The 14,448-nt window shown below is 70.7% G+C and carries 12 protein-coding genes; 6 read left to right on the top strand and 6 right to left on the bottom strand.

Annotated features, from left to right (window positions below; genetic code table 11):
• The first annotated feature begins 252 nt into the window (after positions 1–252).
• The 4 genes from OG966_RS17910 to OG966_RS17925 all read left to right on the top strand — a co-directional run bounded on the left by OG966_RS17910 (position 253) and on the right by OG966_RS17925 (position 5,558).
• Positions 253–2,484 carry an acetate--CoA ligase family protein gene (locus OG966_RS17910; RefSeq protein ID WP_326650681.1) on the top strand — a complete coding sequence of 744 codons (2,232 nt, stop codon included), beginning with the start codon at positions 253–255 and terminating at the stop codon, positions 2,482–2,484.
• Between the two features lie 61 nt (positions 2,485–2,545).
• Positions 2,546–3,361 (top strand): enoyl-CoA hydratase/isomerase family protein, encoded by an 816-nt coding sequence (locus OG966_RS17915; protein WP_326650682.1) that lies wholly within the window; start codon positions 2,546–2,548, stop codon positions 3,359–3,361.
• A gap of 197 nt (positions 3,362–3,558) precedes the next feature.
• On the top strand, positions 3,559–4,731 hold the full coding sequence (locus OG966_RS17920; RefSeq protein WP_326650683.1) for a DUF3103 family protein: 1,173 nt from the start codon (positions 3,559–3,561) through the stop codon (positions 4,729–4,731).
• 221 nt (positions 4,732–4,952) lie between these two features.
• Positions 4,953–5,558 carry a flavin reductase family protein gene (locus tag OG966_RS17925; RefSeq protein ID WP_326655267.1) on the top strand — a complete coding sequence of 202 codons (606 nt, stop codon included), beginning with the start codon at positions 4,953–4,955 and terminating at the stop codon, positions 5,556–5,558.
• 31 nt (positions 5,559–5,589) lie between these two features.
• Here OG966_RS17925 and OG966_RS17930 read toward each other — a convergent pair whose 3' ends face one another.
• Complete coding sequence (locus OG966_RS17930) at positions 5,590–6,933, bottom strand: MFS transporter (RefSeq protein ID WP_406731608.1); 1,344 nt, start codon at positions 6,931–6,933, stop codon at positions 5,590–5,592.
• Between the two features lie 59 nt (positions 6,934–6,992).
• Here OG966_RS17930 and OG966_RS17935 point away from each other — a divergent pair, with 59 nt between their 5' ends.
• The gene (locus OG966_RS17935; protein ID WP_326650685.1) at positions 6,993–7,988 is read left to right on the top strand and encodes a GlxA family transcriptional regulator; all 996 of its coding nucleotides are present in this window, start codon (positions 6,993–6,995) and stop codon (positions 7,986–7,988) included.
• Here the strand turns inward: OG966_RS17935 and OG966_RS17940 are convergent.
• The 4 genes from OG966_RS17940 to OG966_RS17955 all read right to left on the bottom strand — a co-directional run bounded on the left by OG966_RS17940 (position 7,908) and on the right by OG966_RS17955 (position 12,570).
• Positions 7,908–9,137: an MFS transporter gene (locus OG966_RS17940; protein ID WP_326650686.1), complete on the bottom strand. Its 1,230-nt coding sequence runs from the start codon at positions 9,135–9,137 to the stop codon at positions 7,908–7,910. The two genes, OG966_RS17935 and OG966_RS17940, sit on opposite strands and share 81 nt — an antisense overlap.
• Positions 9,138–9,201: 64 nt before the next feature.
• Entirely contained in the window at positions 9,202–10,251 is a 1,050-nt protein-coding gene (locus OG966_RS17945; RefSeq protein WP_326650687.1) for a Zn-dependent alcohol dehydrogenase, read from the bottom strand.
• Positions 10,248–11,441, bottom strand: coding sequence for an acyl-CoA dehydrogenase family protein (locus tag OG966_RS17950; protein ID WP_326650688.1), 1,194 nt, complete (start codon positions 11,439–11,441; stop codon positions 10,248–10,250). Before OG966_RS17950 ends, OG966_RS17945 begins: the two co-directional genes overlap by 4 nt.
• Before the next feature lie 217 nt (positions 11,442–11,658).
• Positions 11,659–12,570 (bottom strand): SDR family NAD(P)-dependent oxidoreductase, encoded by a 912-nt coding sequence (locus tag OG966_RS17955; protein WP_326650689.1) that lies wholly within the window; start codon positions 12,568–12,570, stop codon positions 11,659–11,661.
• An 83-nt stretch (positions 12,571–12,653) separates the two neighbouring features.
• On the opposite strand from OG966_RS17955, the gene OG966_RS17960 reads away from it, so the two are divergent.
• Positions 12,654–13,580 (top strand): cyclase family protein, encoded by a 927-nt coding sequence (locus OG966_RS17960; protein ID WP_326650690.1) that lies wholly within the window; start codon positions 12,654–12,656, stop codon positions 13,578–13,580.
• Positions 13,581–13,648: 68 nt separating this feature from the next.
• Here OG966_RS17960 and OG966_RS17965 read toward each other — a convergent pair whose 3' ends face one another.
• Positions 13,649–14,113: an ATP-binding protein gene (locus OG966_RS17965; RefSeq protein ID WP_326650691.1), complete on the bottom strand. Its 465-nt coding sequence runs from the start codon at positions 14,111–14,113 to the stop codon at positions 13,649–13,651.
• Between the last annotated feature and the right edge of the window lie 335 nt (positions 14,114–14,448).

Here is a 14,448-nt window from a genome sequence, read left to right on the forward strand (position 1 = left end):
GGGTGGCCGAAACGCTTCGCCATGACCAAGGCCGCGGGATAGCCGGATCCCTCACATGGGTACGGCTGGGACAGCGGACCATCGGTGGGCGGCCGACGCCATCCGCGAGAACTGCGCACGCGGTCCTGCGAACCTGCAAATCAGCCGGCATCACCAGGCTTTGCCCGCAGGACTGTTCCTGACGTACCGTCAGGTCTGTAATCTGACTATGCGTCAGTTACCAAGGCCAACGAGCAGGAGCGGGGCTCAGCGATGCTTGGATCTACTCACGGCACCCTCACCTCCGACCTCCGCGCCCGAGTGGTGGCCTGCGGAGAGCACCCCCGCGATGCCGTCCATGACACGACTTCGGCCATCGCGGCCGACGGCGATCTGGACGTCAGCGGACGGCCCCTGTACGCGCCCGTGCCCGATCTGGACCGGTTCTTCCGGCCTTCCTCCGTCGCCGTCGTCGGGGCCTCCGACAGCGAGGGGCGGCCCAATACCGGGATCACCCGACAGCTCGTCGACTGGGCCGAGCGCGTCGGCGCGCGGCTGTATCCCGTACACCCCACCAGGGAGACCGTCTTCGGACTGAGCTGCGTCCCTTCCGTCGGCGATCTGCCCGAGCAGGTCGATCTCGCCGTGCTCCTGGTCTCCGAGCCCCTGCCGGTGATCGAGGAACTCGCCGAGGCGAAGGTGAAGTTCGCGGTGGCTTTCGCCTCCGGATATGCCGAGACCGGGGCGGAGGGCGCGGCGGCCCAGACGCGACTGGCGTCCGCGGTGGAGCGGTCGGGGCTGCGGCTCCTCGGCCCCAACACCAATCTGAACGCCTTCGAGCAGTTCCGGGACGACCTGGAAGGGCCCGCGATCGCGCTGATCACCCAGTCCGGGCACCAGGGGCGGCCCGTCTTCACCATGCAGGAGCTGGGCGTACGCCTCTCCCACTGGGCGCCGACGGGCAACGAGGCCGATCTGGAGACCGCCGACTTCATCTCGTACTTCGCCGAGCGCCCCGAGGTGGGGGCAATCGCCTGCTACGTGGAGGGACTCAAGGACGGGCGCTCCTTTCTGCTCGCCGCCGACCGGGCGGCACGGCGCGGGGTCCCGGTCGTGGCGGTCAAGGTCGGGCGTACCGAAACCGGCGCGCGGATGGCCGCCTCGCACACCGGCAAGCTGACGGGCACGGACCAGGTGGTGGACGCGGCGATGCGGCAGTTCGGCGTGATCCGGGTGGACGGGCTCGACGAACTCCAGGACACCTCAGCCCTGTTGGCGCGGGCGCGCAGGCCTGTGGCCGACGGGGTCGTCGTCTATTCGATCTCGGGCGGCACCGGCGCGCACTTCGCGGACCTCGCGACCGCGGCCGGGCTGAAGCTGCCGCGGCTCCGCGAGACCAAGCAGGCCGAGCTGCACGAGTGGATACCGGAGTATCTCAGTGTGGCCAACCCCGTGGACAACGGCGGGCACCCCGTGGGCGACTGGCGCGGGCGCAAGATCATCGACGCGATCCTGGCCGACCCCGACGTCGGCGTGCTGATCTGTCCGATCACCGGCCCCTTCCCGCCGATGAGCGACAAACTGGCGCAGGACCTGGTGGACGCGGCGGAGGCGACGGACAAGCTGGTCTGTGTGGTGTGGGGATCGCCCGTGGGCACGGAGGCGGCCTACCGCGAGACGCTGCTGGGGTCCTCGCGGGTCGCGACGTTCCGTACGTTCTCGAACTGCATCACCGCTGTCCGCGCCTACCTGGACCACCACCGCTTCAGGGCCGGATACCGCTCGCCCTTCGACGAGGCGCCGCGCACCCTTTCGCCCTCCTTCCGCAAGGCCCAGGCACTGATGCGCCCGGGCAAGCAGCTGAGCGAGCACGCGGCGAAGCAGCTCCTTCGGGCGTACGGGATCAGGGTGCCGCGCGAGCACCTGGTGACCAGCGCGGCGGCCGCGGTGCGGGCGGCGGGCCTGGTCGGGTACCCGGTCGTCATGAAGGCGTCCGGCACACAGCTCGCCCACAAGACCGAACTCGGACTGGTCAAGGTCGGGCTGACCTCCGCCAGCCAGATCCGCGACGCCTACCGCGAGCTGACGGACATCGCCCGCTTCGAGGACATCGGCCTGGACGGGATCCTGGTCTGCCAGATGGTCGAACGAGGCGTCGAGATGGTCGTCGGGGTCACCCAGGACACCCTCTTCGGCCCGACGGTGACCGTGGGACTGGGCGGGGTGCTGGTGGAGGTCCTGCACGACGCCGCCGTGCGTGTACCTCCCTTCGGCGAGGAACAGGCACGCGCGATGCTCGGCGAACTGCGCGGCCGCGCGCTGCTGGACGGCGTACGGGGCGGGCCGCCGGTGGATGCGGACGCGCTGGTGGAGGTCGTGCTGCGGGTCCAGCGGATGGCGTTGGAGCTGGGCGACGAGCTGTCGGAGCTGGACATCAACCCCTTGATGGTGCTGCCGCGCGGGCAGGGCGCGGTGGCGCTGGACGCGCTGGCGGTGTGCCGGTGAGTCCGTGCGCTCCGGTGCTGCCGGTAGCCGCATCGACCGTACGAATCGGAGCTGCTCCTCCATGACTTCCTCCCCCGAAGAATCCACTGAGTCATTGATACTTCACAGCACTGACAACGCCGTCTCGTGGATCACCCTCAACCGCCCCGACGCCATGAACGCGGTCACCTGGGACCAGCGGGAACGGATCATCTCGCTGCTGGAGGCCGCCTCGGCCGACCCCGCGATCCGGGCCGTCGTCATCACCGCGACCGGCAAGGGTTTCTGCGCGGGCGCGGATCTGCGCGGAACCCCGTCGACCGGTCGGGAGCGGATCCCCGGGGACGTGGCGCGGACGATCCGGCTCGGCGCGCAGCGCCTGATCGGGGCCGTACTCGACTGCGAGAAGCCGGTGATCGCCGCGGTCAACGGGACCGCCGCCGGCATCGGCGCGCATCTCGCCTTCGCCTGCGATCTCGTACTGGCCGCCGAACCGGCCAAGTTCATCGAGGTGTTCGTACGGCGGGGCCTCGTCCCGGACGGCGGCGGTGCGTACCTGCTCCCCCGGCTGATCGGGCCACAGCGCGCGAAGGAGCTGATGTTCTTCGGCGACGCACTCCCGGCCGCGGAGGCCGAGCGGATCGGACTCGTCAACCGGGTCGTACCGGCTCAGGAGTTGGAGAAGACCGCCCGCGAGTGGGCGGAGCGGCTGGCGGCGGGGCCGACGAGGGCACTCGCGCTGACCAAGCAGCTGGTGAACGCCTCACTCGGCGCGGACCGGGCCTCGGCCTTCGCCGCCGAGGCCGCCGCGCAGGAGATCAACATGACGACGCACGACGCGAACGAGGGCGTGGCGAGCTTCGTGGAGCGCCGCACGCCTCGGTACCGCGGGCTCTAGTCCCAGCGGGTTCCTGGAATTCCCAGGCAACGCGCCTTGCCCAAAGCCGAGTTGGGCACAGAGTTGTTGCCTTTCTGACATGCCCCCGCCATGCTGTACCCGCGAGTAGATCTACTCGTGTAGATCGCTCCGTACCACCGCTCTCACGCTCCATCCGAATGCGACCCAGAATCCCCCACTCGCTTCAGGAGGACCCCTTGAGCAGGAGACGTGCACGGCCCAAACTCCTTGCCGGCGCCATCATTTCCGTCACATGCCTGGCCACCGTTCAGCTTGCCGCGTTTCCCGCGGCAGGTGCCCCGGCCGACACCGCGGCAGCCGACCGGGCGACCGCCTCGGCCCCGTCGTCCCGCGCAGCAACGTCGGCCGCGGTCAGCCGCATCGAGGACCCCACCGCCCAGGCGGTCGCCGTTTCGCTCGCCGACGCGGGCTGGCGCTCCCAGGTGCGGGACGCCGCCGTGACCGATAGGCAATTGGATCTGCGCGCCCTGGCCGGCCGGGCAGCCGCGGCGCCGGCCGGCAAGCGTCTCGCATCCTCGCTGGTCTCGGCCGATCGGCAGATCGTCGCCGCCAAGGGCCTCGGCGCAGACACCCGATCCCTGCTGCGCCTGCGCCTGGGCGCGGACTCGATGCGCAAGGGCCTCAAGGCGGGCGACGCCCCGCTCGTCGCCGCCGCCTCGGCCGACGACCACGCCACGACGATCACCGCGTACGACAGCCGTGGCGCCGCCCACACGCTGGACGCGCGCAAGGCACCCGACCGGCCCGTCTATGTGCTCGACATCGACGAATCCGTGGCTCTTGCGGCGGGCATGAAGGTCATGCGCCAGGAGTTCGGCAAGCACGGCCTGAACGTGCCGCAGGCGAGCACCGCCGGCGCGGGCTTCTGGACCACGCGCATCACCGGCGTGGAGCTCTCGGACGACGAGGAGCCCTGGATCAAGGGTGACGCCGAGATCTACTCGCTCGTGACCGGCTTCGGTCTGGACGGCAAGGTGCGCGTCGACCCGGTCGAGATGCCCTATCTGGACAACGACGGAGTCGTCTACCACCCCAACCAGATCCTGGTGAACTGGTCCAACTACAAGTACAACCTCGCCGACGCCGTGATGATGGAGGAGGACGGCAGCACCAACTACCGCGACCTCGCCAAGGCCATCGCCGGCATCCTGCTCACCATCGCCGACCAGGGCACCTACATCCCCTTGGTGAACGCGGTCCTGGACGCCATTCCCGACGACTGGTGGACCGACGACCCGGACTACGTCGACTCCTGGTACACCCTGGCCAAGAACGACACCGGCCGCCGCGACGGCGCCCGCGCGAATGGCTGGATGACCCTCGAGCCGTACTACGTCCAGGGGTTCTGAGAACCCGCCCGACCCTCCGCTCCCGCGGCCTTGCCTCTGAGGCGCTTGCCGTGACGGCCCCTGTGGCCGGGCCGACTGCCCGTCCACACGGGCCGATGGCGCCACGGCTCAACAGCCCAACCGTCGCCCGAGCTCTGAGCGCGGGCGGCGCGGGCCGCGGGGACACCCTTCCAATCTGACGAACCGTCAGCTTCAATGGGGGTGTGATGGGACACGCAGGGATGGCGGCCACCGCCGTCCGATACCTCAGGTCGGTCGGGGCCCCCACGGCCACCGAGCCTTTCGACGCCCTGCCGCGCCCGGACCTGCGGGCTGTCGGCGACGACGAGCGGCTGCCCGTCGACCCGGCCGAATTCCGCCGCGTACTGGGTCACTTCGCGTCCGGCGTCACCGTCGTCACGGCCCACGACGAGGACGGACCGGCCGGTTTCGCCTGCCAGTCCTTCGCCTCCCTGTCGCTCGACCCGCCCCTGGTCGCCTTCATGGTCGCCCGTACCTCGACGACCTGGCCGCGCATCGCCCGCGCCGGGTCCTTCTGCGTCAACGTCCTCGGTGCGCACCAAGGCGAGCTGTGCCGCGGCTTCGCGGTGAGCGGCGCGGACAAGTTCGCCGGGGTCCCTCACGCCGGATCGCCGGTGACCGGGTCGCCACTCCTCGCGGGCGTGCCGGCCTGGATCGACTGCACGATCCAGACCGTGCACACCGGCGGCGACCATCTGATCGTCGTGGGCCGGGTGGTGGCGCTGGGCGCGGCGGAGGGGAACGCGGACGACGAGGGCGCGCCACTGCTCTTCCACCGCGGGAAGTTCGGGCGCTTCAGCGCGTGACAGTGACAGCCGCGGTCTTCGGCTTCACCAGCTACACAGGCGACACGGGGGACACGGGCGACACGGGCTCCAGCTTCGGCAGCGGCTTGCGCCGGATCACCAGCGCCATCAGCGCCGCCGCCGCGCACAGCGCCCCCGATGCGTACCAGACCACGTCGTACGAGCCGAAAACGTCTCGCGCCAGGCCGCCGGTGAAGGCGACGATCGCCGCGCCCACCTGGTGCGAGGCAAGCACCCAGCCGAAGACGATCGCGCTGTCTTCGCCGTAGTGCTCGCGGCACAGGGCGATCGTCGGCGGGACCGTCGCCACCCAGTCCAGCCCGTAGAAGACGATGAAGAAGATCATCGGCGGGTGGACGGACGGGGCCAGCAGCATCGGCAGGAAGAGCAGGCTGATGCCGCGCAGCGCGTAGTAGACGGCCAGCAGCCGCCGCGCCTCGAAACGGTCGGTGAACCAGCCGGAGGCGATCGTGCCGGCGACATCGAAGACACCGATCACCGCGAGCAGCGAAGCGGCCGCCGTGATCGGCATGCCGTGATCGTGGGCGGCGGGCACGAAGTGGGTCTTGACCAGGCCGTTCGTCGAGGCGCCGCAGATCGCGAAGGTGCCGGCCAGCAGCCAGAACGGACCGGTGCGGGCCGCCCGGAACAGGACGGTCACCGCGCGACGGGCCGCGCCCGGGACCGGCTCGGGCTTCGGGGTGAAGCCCTCGGCGCCGTACGCCGCGACACCCACGTCCGCCGGGTGGTCCCGCAGCAGCAGCCAGACGAACGGGACGACCGCGAGAGCCGAGAGCGCGACCGTGATCGAGGCCGGGCGCCATCCGTGGTTCTCCACCAGCCAGGAGAGAAGGGGCAGGAAGACCAGCTGGCCGGAGGCGCCGGCCGCGGTGAGGATGCCGGTGACCAGTCCGCGCCGCTGCACGAACCAGCGATTGGTGACGGTCGCGGCGAACGCCAGCGCCATCGAGCCGCTGCCCAGGCCGACCAGAACGCCCCAGTACATCACCAGCTGCCACGACGTCGTCATGAAGACGGTCAGTCCGGAGCCGACCGCGATGACCGTCAGGGCGACGGCGACCACCCGGCGGATGCCGAAGCGGTCCATCAACGCCGCGGCGAACGGCGCGGTGAGCCCGTACAGCGCGAAATTCACCGAGACCGCGAAGCCGATCGTGCCGCGCGACCAGTGGAACTCCTCGTGCAGCGGCTCGATCAGCAGGCCGGGCAGTGACGCGAAGGCGGCGGCGCCGATGATCGTCACGAAGGTGACGACGGCGACGAACCACGCGCGGTGAATACGGATTCGGGGAGGGCGGCTCAGGGACTGCGGGCTGCCGTGCGGCGCGGTTGTCTGGGTCACGTCACCCAGCATCCGAGGATCGATCACCCGCATCGAGTGGCCCGAGAGACAGCATTCGTTAGGATCGGGCCATGGACGTGGTCAAGAGACATCGGGTCGTCGTACTGGCTCTGACCGGGCTGCTCCCTTTCGAGCTCGGCATTCCGCACCGGATCTTCGGCCGGGCGAAGGACAAGGACAGCAATCCCCTGTACGAGATCGTCACCTGCTCGATGCGGCCGGGCCCCGTACGTACCGACGCCGACTTCGACATCCACGTCGAGCACGGCCCCGAGGCGCTGACCACCGCGGACACCGTCGTCGTGCCCGCCTCCTACGAGCTGGGTCCGGTCTACGAGGAGGGCCGGCTCACCGAGGAGCTGGCCGACGCCCTCGCCCACATCCGGCCCGGCACCCGCATGGTCTCCATCTGCACCGGCAGTTACGTCCTCGCCGCCGCCGGATACCTCGACGGCCGCCCCGCCACCACCCACTGGTCCTCCGCCGAACACTTCCAGCGCCTCTTCCCGTCCGTCAGGGTCGACGCGGACGTCCTCTTCATCGACGACGGGGACGTGCTCACCTCGGCGGGCGTCGCGGCCGGCATCGACCTGTGCCTGCACATCGTGCGGCGCGACCACGGCACGGCCGTCGCCAATGACGTCGCACGCCGCACCGTCGTACCGCCGCACCGGGACGGCGGGCAGGCCCAGTACATCCAACGGCCGATCCCCGAACCGCAGCTGGCGACCACAACCGCCGCACGTGGCTGGGCGCTCGGCCGCCTCCACCAGCCGATCCAGCTGCGCGACATGGCGGATCAGGAGTCCATGAGCGTACGGACGTTCACGCGCCGCTTCCGCGAGGAGGTCGGCATCAGCCCCGGCCAGTGGCTGACGCAGCAGCGCGTGGAGCGGGCCCGCCATCTGCTCGAGTCCACGGAGCTGTCGGTCGACCAGGTGGCGCGGGACGCGGGCTTCGGCACGGCGCAGTCGATGCGCCAGCACCTACAGACGGCACTCGGGGTCCCGCCGACGGTCTACCGGCGCGCCTTCCGCACCAACAGCGCCGACAGCGGGAGTCCGTGACATCCACCGCTCTCCCGCCGCCCCGGTCAGGGTCAGTACAACGGTGAGCCCGACGCCCGCCAGGATCGCCGTGGACGGCGCCACGATTCGCAGCAGGCCTCCAGCCAGGCTGCCGCTCGCGGCGTAACCGGCGCCCACCGCCGCGTACATCACCGAATACCCGGCGGCGAGCGCACTCGGCGGCAGCATCTCGCGCAGCGTCAGAGTGCGGGTCAGCATCGCCCCGGCCTGCAGCACACCGGCGACCACGAGACCGGCCGCGATGCCCCCGGTCCACGGTGTGAACGCGACCAGCGCCACGCACCCCGAGACACCGAACAGCAGCACCAGGCTCTGCGTGGGCAGCCGCCCCGGCCAGCTGCGCAGCCCGTACACGAAGGCACCCAGCGCAGAGCCGATCGAGAAGCCCGCGAGCAGCGGCCCCGCCCAGCCGATCCCGATCGACCGCTGATCGAGCAGCGCGGGCAGGATCAGCTCGGCGAGCGCCAGCAGGGTCAGGCCGGCCGCGCCCGTGACGTAGACGGGCCAGGCACGCGCGATGACCCGCAGCATCGATTCGGCACCCTCGTCCCGCTCCGGCTTCCACCCGGCGGGCAGCGCCCACAGGCCCGCGACGGCAGCGGCCATCAGGGTGCCCGCGAGCAGCAGCGGAACGTAGGGAGCAACGCTCAGGGCGAGCGAGGTGGCAGCGGCGGGCGCCACGGCCCAGATCCCGAAGACCAGGACCGATTCGAGGCTCATCGCCCGGGTGACGGCCCGCTCGGGCACCATGCCGGTGAGTACGGCCCGCAGGCCGCCGGGCGCCGCGGCGGGCCCGGCCCCCGCGAAGAACGCGAACACCCCGAGAACGACAGGGTTCACGCTGTTCGCCGCTCCGAGCGCGGCGAACGCGGCGGCTCCCACCGCGAGACCGACCGCGAGTTGAGGCCGCGCCCGCTCGGGCCGCATCCGCATGCCGAGCACGGGCGCGCCGACGATTTCCCCGATGACGTACACGGCGGCGAGTACGGCTCCGAGGGTGTAGCCGCCGGGCCGCTCGCGCACCAGGAACACCAGCGAGAGGGGCGCCATCGCGACGGGCATCCTGGCGCCTACGGCAACGGCACCCCAGATGAGTACAGGCCGGGTGACGATCTCGCGGTAGGACATGGCGAGACGGTAGCCCGGTGCGCCGGGTGGCCCTCAACTGCTTTTCGAGACTCGGCAGGAGGCGTCAGAAGGTGAGCACCCCGCGCGCCACCCGCCCGTGGTGCGCGTCGTCCGCCGCCTTCGCGAAGTCCCCGATCGGGTAGGTCTCGGTGACCAGTTCGTCCAGCAGCAGCCTGCCCTGCCGGTACAGATCGGCGTAGAGCGCGATGTCATGCTGTGGGCGGGAGCTCCCGTACCGGCAGCCCAGAATGGACTTGTCCAGGAACATGGCCGCGGGCACGAAGGACGCCTCCGCCGTCGCCGACGGCATGCCGAGCAGGATCGCCTGCCCGTGCCGGTCGAGCAGCTCGATCGCCTGCCGGATCAGCCCCACATGCCCGACGCACTCGAAGACATGGTCCGCGCCGGTCGGCAGGATCTCCCGTACCCCGTCCGCCGATTCCAGGAAGTGCGTCGCCCCGAACTGCCGGGCCACCGCGTCCTTCGCCGGATTCGAGTCGACGGCGACGATCGCGGACGCGCCCGCGATCCTGGCGCCCTGGATGACATTGAGCCCGATGCCGCCCGTCCCGATGACAACGACGGTCTCGCCGCGGTCGACCTTCGCACGGTTGAGTACGGCCCCTACCCCCGTCAGCACACCACAGCCGATCAGCGCGGCGGAGGTGAGCGGCAGGCCGGCGGGGATCTTCACGGCCTGGACTGCCCTGACGATCGTCCGCTCCGCGAAGGCGGAGTTGGAGGCGAACTGGAAGACCGGTTCGCCGCCGCGCGAGAAGGGCCGGCCCGGTCGCCCGATCGCCTTGCGGCACATGGTGGGACGGCCGCGGTCGCAGTCCGCGCACGCGCCGCAGTTGGCGAGGGTGGAGAGCGAGACATGGTCGCCGGGCGCGATATGGCCGACGCCCTCGCCGACCGCCTCGACGACGCCGGCGCCCTCGTGCCCGAGGACCACCGGCACGGGGAAGGGGATCGTGCCGTCGATCACCGACAGATCGCTGTGGCAGAGCCCGGCCGCGGCGACGGCGACCAGGACCTCGCCGGGGCCCGGGTCCCGTATCTCCAGATCGTCAACCACCTGCGGCTGCTTGCCGTCGAAGACGACGCCTCTCATCGGGGCTCCCTCGGTAGGCCGAGCACCCGCTCGGCGATGATGTTGCGCTGGATTTCGTCCGAGCCGCCGTAGATGGTGTCGGCGCGGCTGAAGAGGAACAGCCGTTGGAGGGCGTCGAGTTCGTACGGGCTCTCGGGGCGCCAGTCGTACGGGCCTGCCGCCGCGCTCGCGCCGCGTACGGCCATGGCGAGCTCTCCGAGCCGCTGGTGCCAGCCGCCCCAGAGCAGCTTGGCGACGCTGGGTGCGCCGGGATCATCGTCAGAACCGCCCAGCGTGCGCAGGGCGTTCCAGCGCATGGTGCACAGTTCGGCCCACTGCCGTACGAGACGGTCTCTGAGCACAGGGTCGTCGGCGCCGCCGCTCTCCACCGCCAGCCGCACGACCTGCGCCAACTCCTCACCGAAGCCGATCTGCTGGACGAGCGTGGACACGCCGCGCTCCAGAGCGAGCAGGCCCATGGCGACGCGCCAGCCGTTGCCCTCGCCGCCGACGACATGCCCGGCGGCGGCGAGGGCACCGTCGAAGAAGACCTCGTTGAACTCCGCGGTCCCGGACATCTGGCGGATCGGCCGCACATCGATACGGCCCGGCTGGTCCATGGGCACGAGCAGGAACGACAGACCGTGGTGGCGCCGCGATCCGGGCTCGGTGCGGGCGAGGACGAAGCACCAGTCGGCTTCGTGCGCCAGGGAGGTCCAGATCTTCTGCCCGCTGACCCGGTAGCTGTCGCCGTCCCGTACGGCGGCGGTCCGCACCCCGGCGAGGTCCGAGCCCGCGCCGGGCTCGCTGTACGCCTGGCACCAGAGCTCCTCGCCGCGCGCGACGGCGGGCAGGAAGCGGTCCTGCTGCTCCTGGTTCCCGTACGCCACGAGGGTGGGCGCGAGGAGGTTCTCGCCGATGTGCCCGACGCGGCCGGGGGCGCCGGCGCGGGCGTACTCCTCCGCCCATACGACCTGTTGGGTCAGCGTGGCCTGCCGGTTGCCGTAGGCGCCGGTGTCCCAGCCGAGGCCGATCCAGCCGCCGCGACCGAGCTCCCGCTCCCAGGCGCGGCGCGCTTCGACGCGCTCGTGCTCGCTGCCGGGGCCGCCGTGGCGGGCGGCCTCGGCGTGGCTCCCGACGAGGTGGGTGTCGAGCCACACCCGTGCGTCCCGCCGGAATGCGTCGTCCTCCGGACCGATGGCGAAGTCCACGTGTCCTCCACGGAGTTGAAGTTCCCCTACCCGTCCCTTCCCGTAACCGGGGGCAAGCCCCCGGACCCCCGGACGCCCTTCCGGGGGTCCCCCCACGCCCTCAGGGCGCAGGGGGCGCTGTCCTCAATCGCCGGAGGGGCTGCAATGCAGCCCCTCCGGCGATTGAGGAGCGGGGCTTGGGGCGGAGCCCCAACAGGAGCCCCCGCGCGGGCCCCGGTCAGCCGTTCGGGCGGTTCCCCGCACTCGCCGCCCTCGCCATTTCCTCCAGTTGCGCCAGCATCGGCATCGGGTCCACCCCCACCGTCCCCGGCAGAAAGTCCGCGATCTTCTCCGGGGTCCACGCCCCCTCCGCGTAACCGGCCCGCAGCTCCCTCGGCTGCGCCCACACCGCGATCTTCGGGCCCGCGATCGTGTACACCTGGCCCGTGATCCGCTCCTTCCGCGCCCGCTCGGAGAGCAGGTACACGACCAGCGCCGCCACGTCCTCGGGCTCCCCGATCTCCTTGAGCTCCATCGGTACGTTCGCCGACATCCGCGTGCGCGCCACCGGCGCCACCGCGTTCGCCGTCACCCCGTACTTGTGCAGGCCCAGCGCCGCGCTCCGCACCAGGGAAATGATCCCGCCCTTCGCGGCCGAGTAGTTGGCCTGCGCCACGCTCCCCTGGTGGTTGCCGCTGGTGAACCCGATCAGGGTTCCGCCGCCCTGCTTCCGCATCACCGCCGACGCCGCACGGAACACCGTGAACGTGCCCTTCAGATGCGTCGCGACGACCGGGTCCCACTCCTCCTCGGACATGTTGAAGAGCATCCGTTCGCGCAGAATCCCGGCCACACAGACCACACCGTCGATACGGCCGTACTGCGCCAGCGCCACGTCCACGATCCGCCGGCCGCCCGCCATCGTCGAGATGTCGTCGGCGACGGCGACCGCCTCACCGCCCGTCGCCCCGATCTCCTTGACCACGGCCTCGGCGATGCCACTCGCCGGCTCGGCGCCCTCGATCGAAACGCCGTAGTCGTTGACCACGACCCGCGCGCCCTCCGCCGCGGCGGCCAGCGCCACCGCCCGCCCGATACCACGCCCGGCACCCGTGACGGCGACCACCTTGCCTGCCAAGAAGTTCCCCACGCCCGGCCCCTTCCCGCGGTTTCTGACGGACCGTTAGATTCTACGGTCAGTCAGATACTCGAGCACAAGCCCCAGGAGGCCCGATGTCACTGCCGGCCGAGTTCCATGACATCGCCAAACGCGTGAACAACTGGGGTCGTTGGGGCGAGAGCGACGAGATCGGCACCCTCAACCTGATCACCGACGAGGTCGTCAGGAACGCCGCCGCCGAGGTCCGCAGCGGGCGCCGCATCGCCCTCGCGCTGCCCCTGCAGCAGGACGGCGTGCAGACCGGCCTCATTCCCGGCCGGGTGAACCCGCTGCACACCATGGTCCAGATCAACCAAGAACTATTCGGCCCCGGCACCGTCGCCACCAGCGACGACGCCGTGACCATGGGCCTGCAGGCCGCCACCCACTGGGACGCGCTGACCCATGTGTCGCACTCCGGCAAGATCTACAACGGCCGCCCAGCCGACTCCATCACCCCGCACACCCGCGCACGGTTCAGCGGTATCGACAAGGCCCGTCACATCGTCTCGCGCGGCGTGCTGCTCGATGTGGCGCGCGCCAAGGGGCTGGGCCGGCTGCCCGGCGACCACGCCGTCACACCCGAGGACCTCGACGAGGCAGTGGAGTTCGCCGGCCTGACCATAAAATCCGGTGACATCGTTCTCGTACGGACCGGACAGATCCAGCTCTGTCTCGGTGGCGACAAACACGGCTACGGATACCCGTCCCCCGGCCTGTCCGTCCGTACCCCCGAGTGGTTCCACACCCACGATGTCGCCGCGGTCGCGAACGACACCCTCACCTTCGAGATCTTCCCGCCGGAGATCGAGAACCTCTGGCTGCCCGTGCATGCCCTGGATCTCGTCGAGATGGGCATGCTGCAGGGCCAGAACTGGAATCTGGAAAAGTTGTCCACAGCCTGTGCAGAAGCCGGTCGGTACACATTCCTGCTGTCCGCGATGCCGGAACCGTTCGTCGGCGGTACGGGAACCCCCGTGGCCCCGGTCGCGATCCTCTGAGGCCGTCACCGCCGGACAACGGGGCGGCGACCCGGACCCCGGACCCCAAGTCCGTACGTCACCGCGCCCTAAGGTGCGGTGACGTACCCGCGCACTCCCGGCTGCCCGTACACGCCCGCCGCGACCGTCGGCGCACCCCTGTCCACCTCGCACCAGATGGACTTGCCGGCGCCCTCCGGCTGCCAACCCCACCGGTCGGCGAGTCCGTCGACCAGTTCCAGGCCGCGGCCGTTGGTGTCGTCGCCCTCGGCGTGGCGGGGCTGCGGCGGGCGGGCGCTCTTGTCGGCGACCTCGACCCGCACGGTCCCGGCTTCCGCCACGCCCGCGCCGAAGAGCATCCGCAGCACCGCCGGACAGCCGGTGTGGACGACGGCGTTGGTGACGAGCTCCGAGATCAGCAGGATCAGTGTGTCGGCGAGCGGCTCGTCGTCCCCTATCCCGGACCCGGCGAGCCTGGAACGAGCCCACCTCCGCGCGCGTCCCACCTCCGCGGGATCGGGCCCGACCTCCAACTGAACCAGAAGCACCTGCACCGCTCACACCATCCGAACCGGCGGACACATCGCCTCGCGCCTCGACAAGGTCCTGAACAAGGTCACTGAAAGTGACTCCCTTGCAAGACAGCATGGTTGACGTACAGTCACCGCAACAAGCGCTTCGGGCATATTCCAGCGCGAAAGAGTGCCCGTGGTGCATACTGTGCGACGCACGTTGCGGAGACTCGAACAGAGGCTCGCAGCCCGTACCCGCACAGGGCGAACGGCGCACATTCCCGGTCCCGGAGCCGCCGCAGGGGCAACACCGGCAGAGCCCGGACTCGGAACCACTCGCATCCCACGGAGAGTACCGGAGCCCGGCCCCGACTCCG

Origin of the sequence: Streptomyces sp. NBC_01750 (assembly GCF_035918095.1) — a bacterium.
In the GTDB taxonomy this organism is placed as follows: Bacteria; Actinomycetota; Actinomycetes; order Streptomycetales; family Streptomycetaceae; genus Streptomyces.

Bases quoted from the DNA above. Each gene is read 5' to 3' on its own strand.
- OG966_RS17910 (WP_326650681.1), top strand. From the start codon at position 253: ATGCTTGGATCTACTCACGGCACCCTCACCTCCGACCTCCGCGCCCGA.
- OG966_RS17915 (WP_326650682.1), top strand. From the start codon at position 2,546: ATGACTTCCTCCCCCGAAGAATCCACTGAGTCATTGATACTTCACAGC.
- OG966_RS17925 (WP_326655267.1), top strand. From the start codon at position 4,953: ATGGCGGCCACCGCCGTCCGATACCTCAGGTCGGTCGGGGCCCCCACG.
- OG966_RS17930 (WP_406731608.1), bottom strand. From the start codon at position 6,933: ATGCTGGGTGACGTGACCCAGACAACCGCGCCGCACGGCAGCCCGCAG.
- OG966_RS17935 (WP_326650685.1), top strand. From the start codon at position 6,993: ATGGACGTGGTCAAGAGACATCGGGTCGTCGTACTGGCTCTGACCGGG.
- OG966_RS17940 (WP_326650686.1), bottom strand. From the start codon at position 9,137: ATGTCCTACCGCGAGATCGTCACCCGGCCTGTACTCATCTGGGGTGCC.
- OG966_RS17945 (WP_326650687.1), bottom strand. From the start codon at position 10,251: ATGAGAGGCGTCGTCTTCGACGGCAAGCAGCCGCAGGTGGTTGACGAT.
- OG966_RS17960 (WP_326650690.1), top strand. From the start codon at position 12,654: ATGTCACTGCCGGCCGAGTTCCATGACATCGCCAAACGCGTGAACAAC.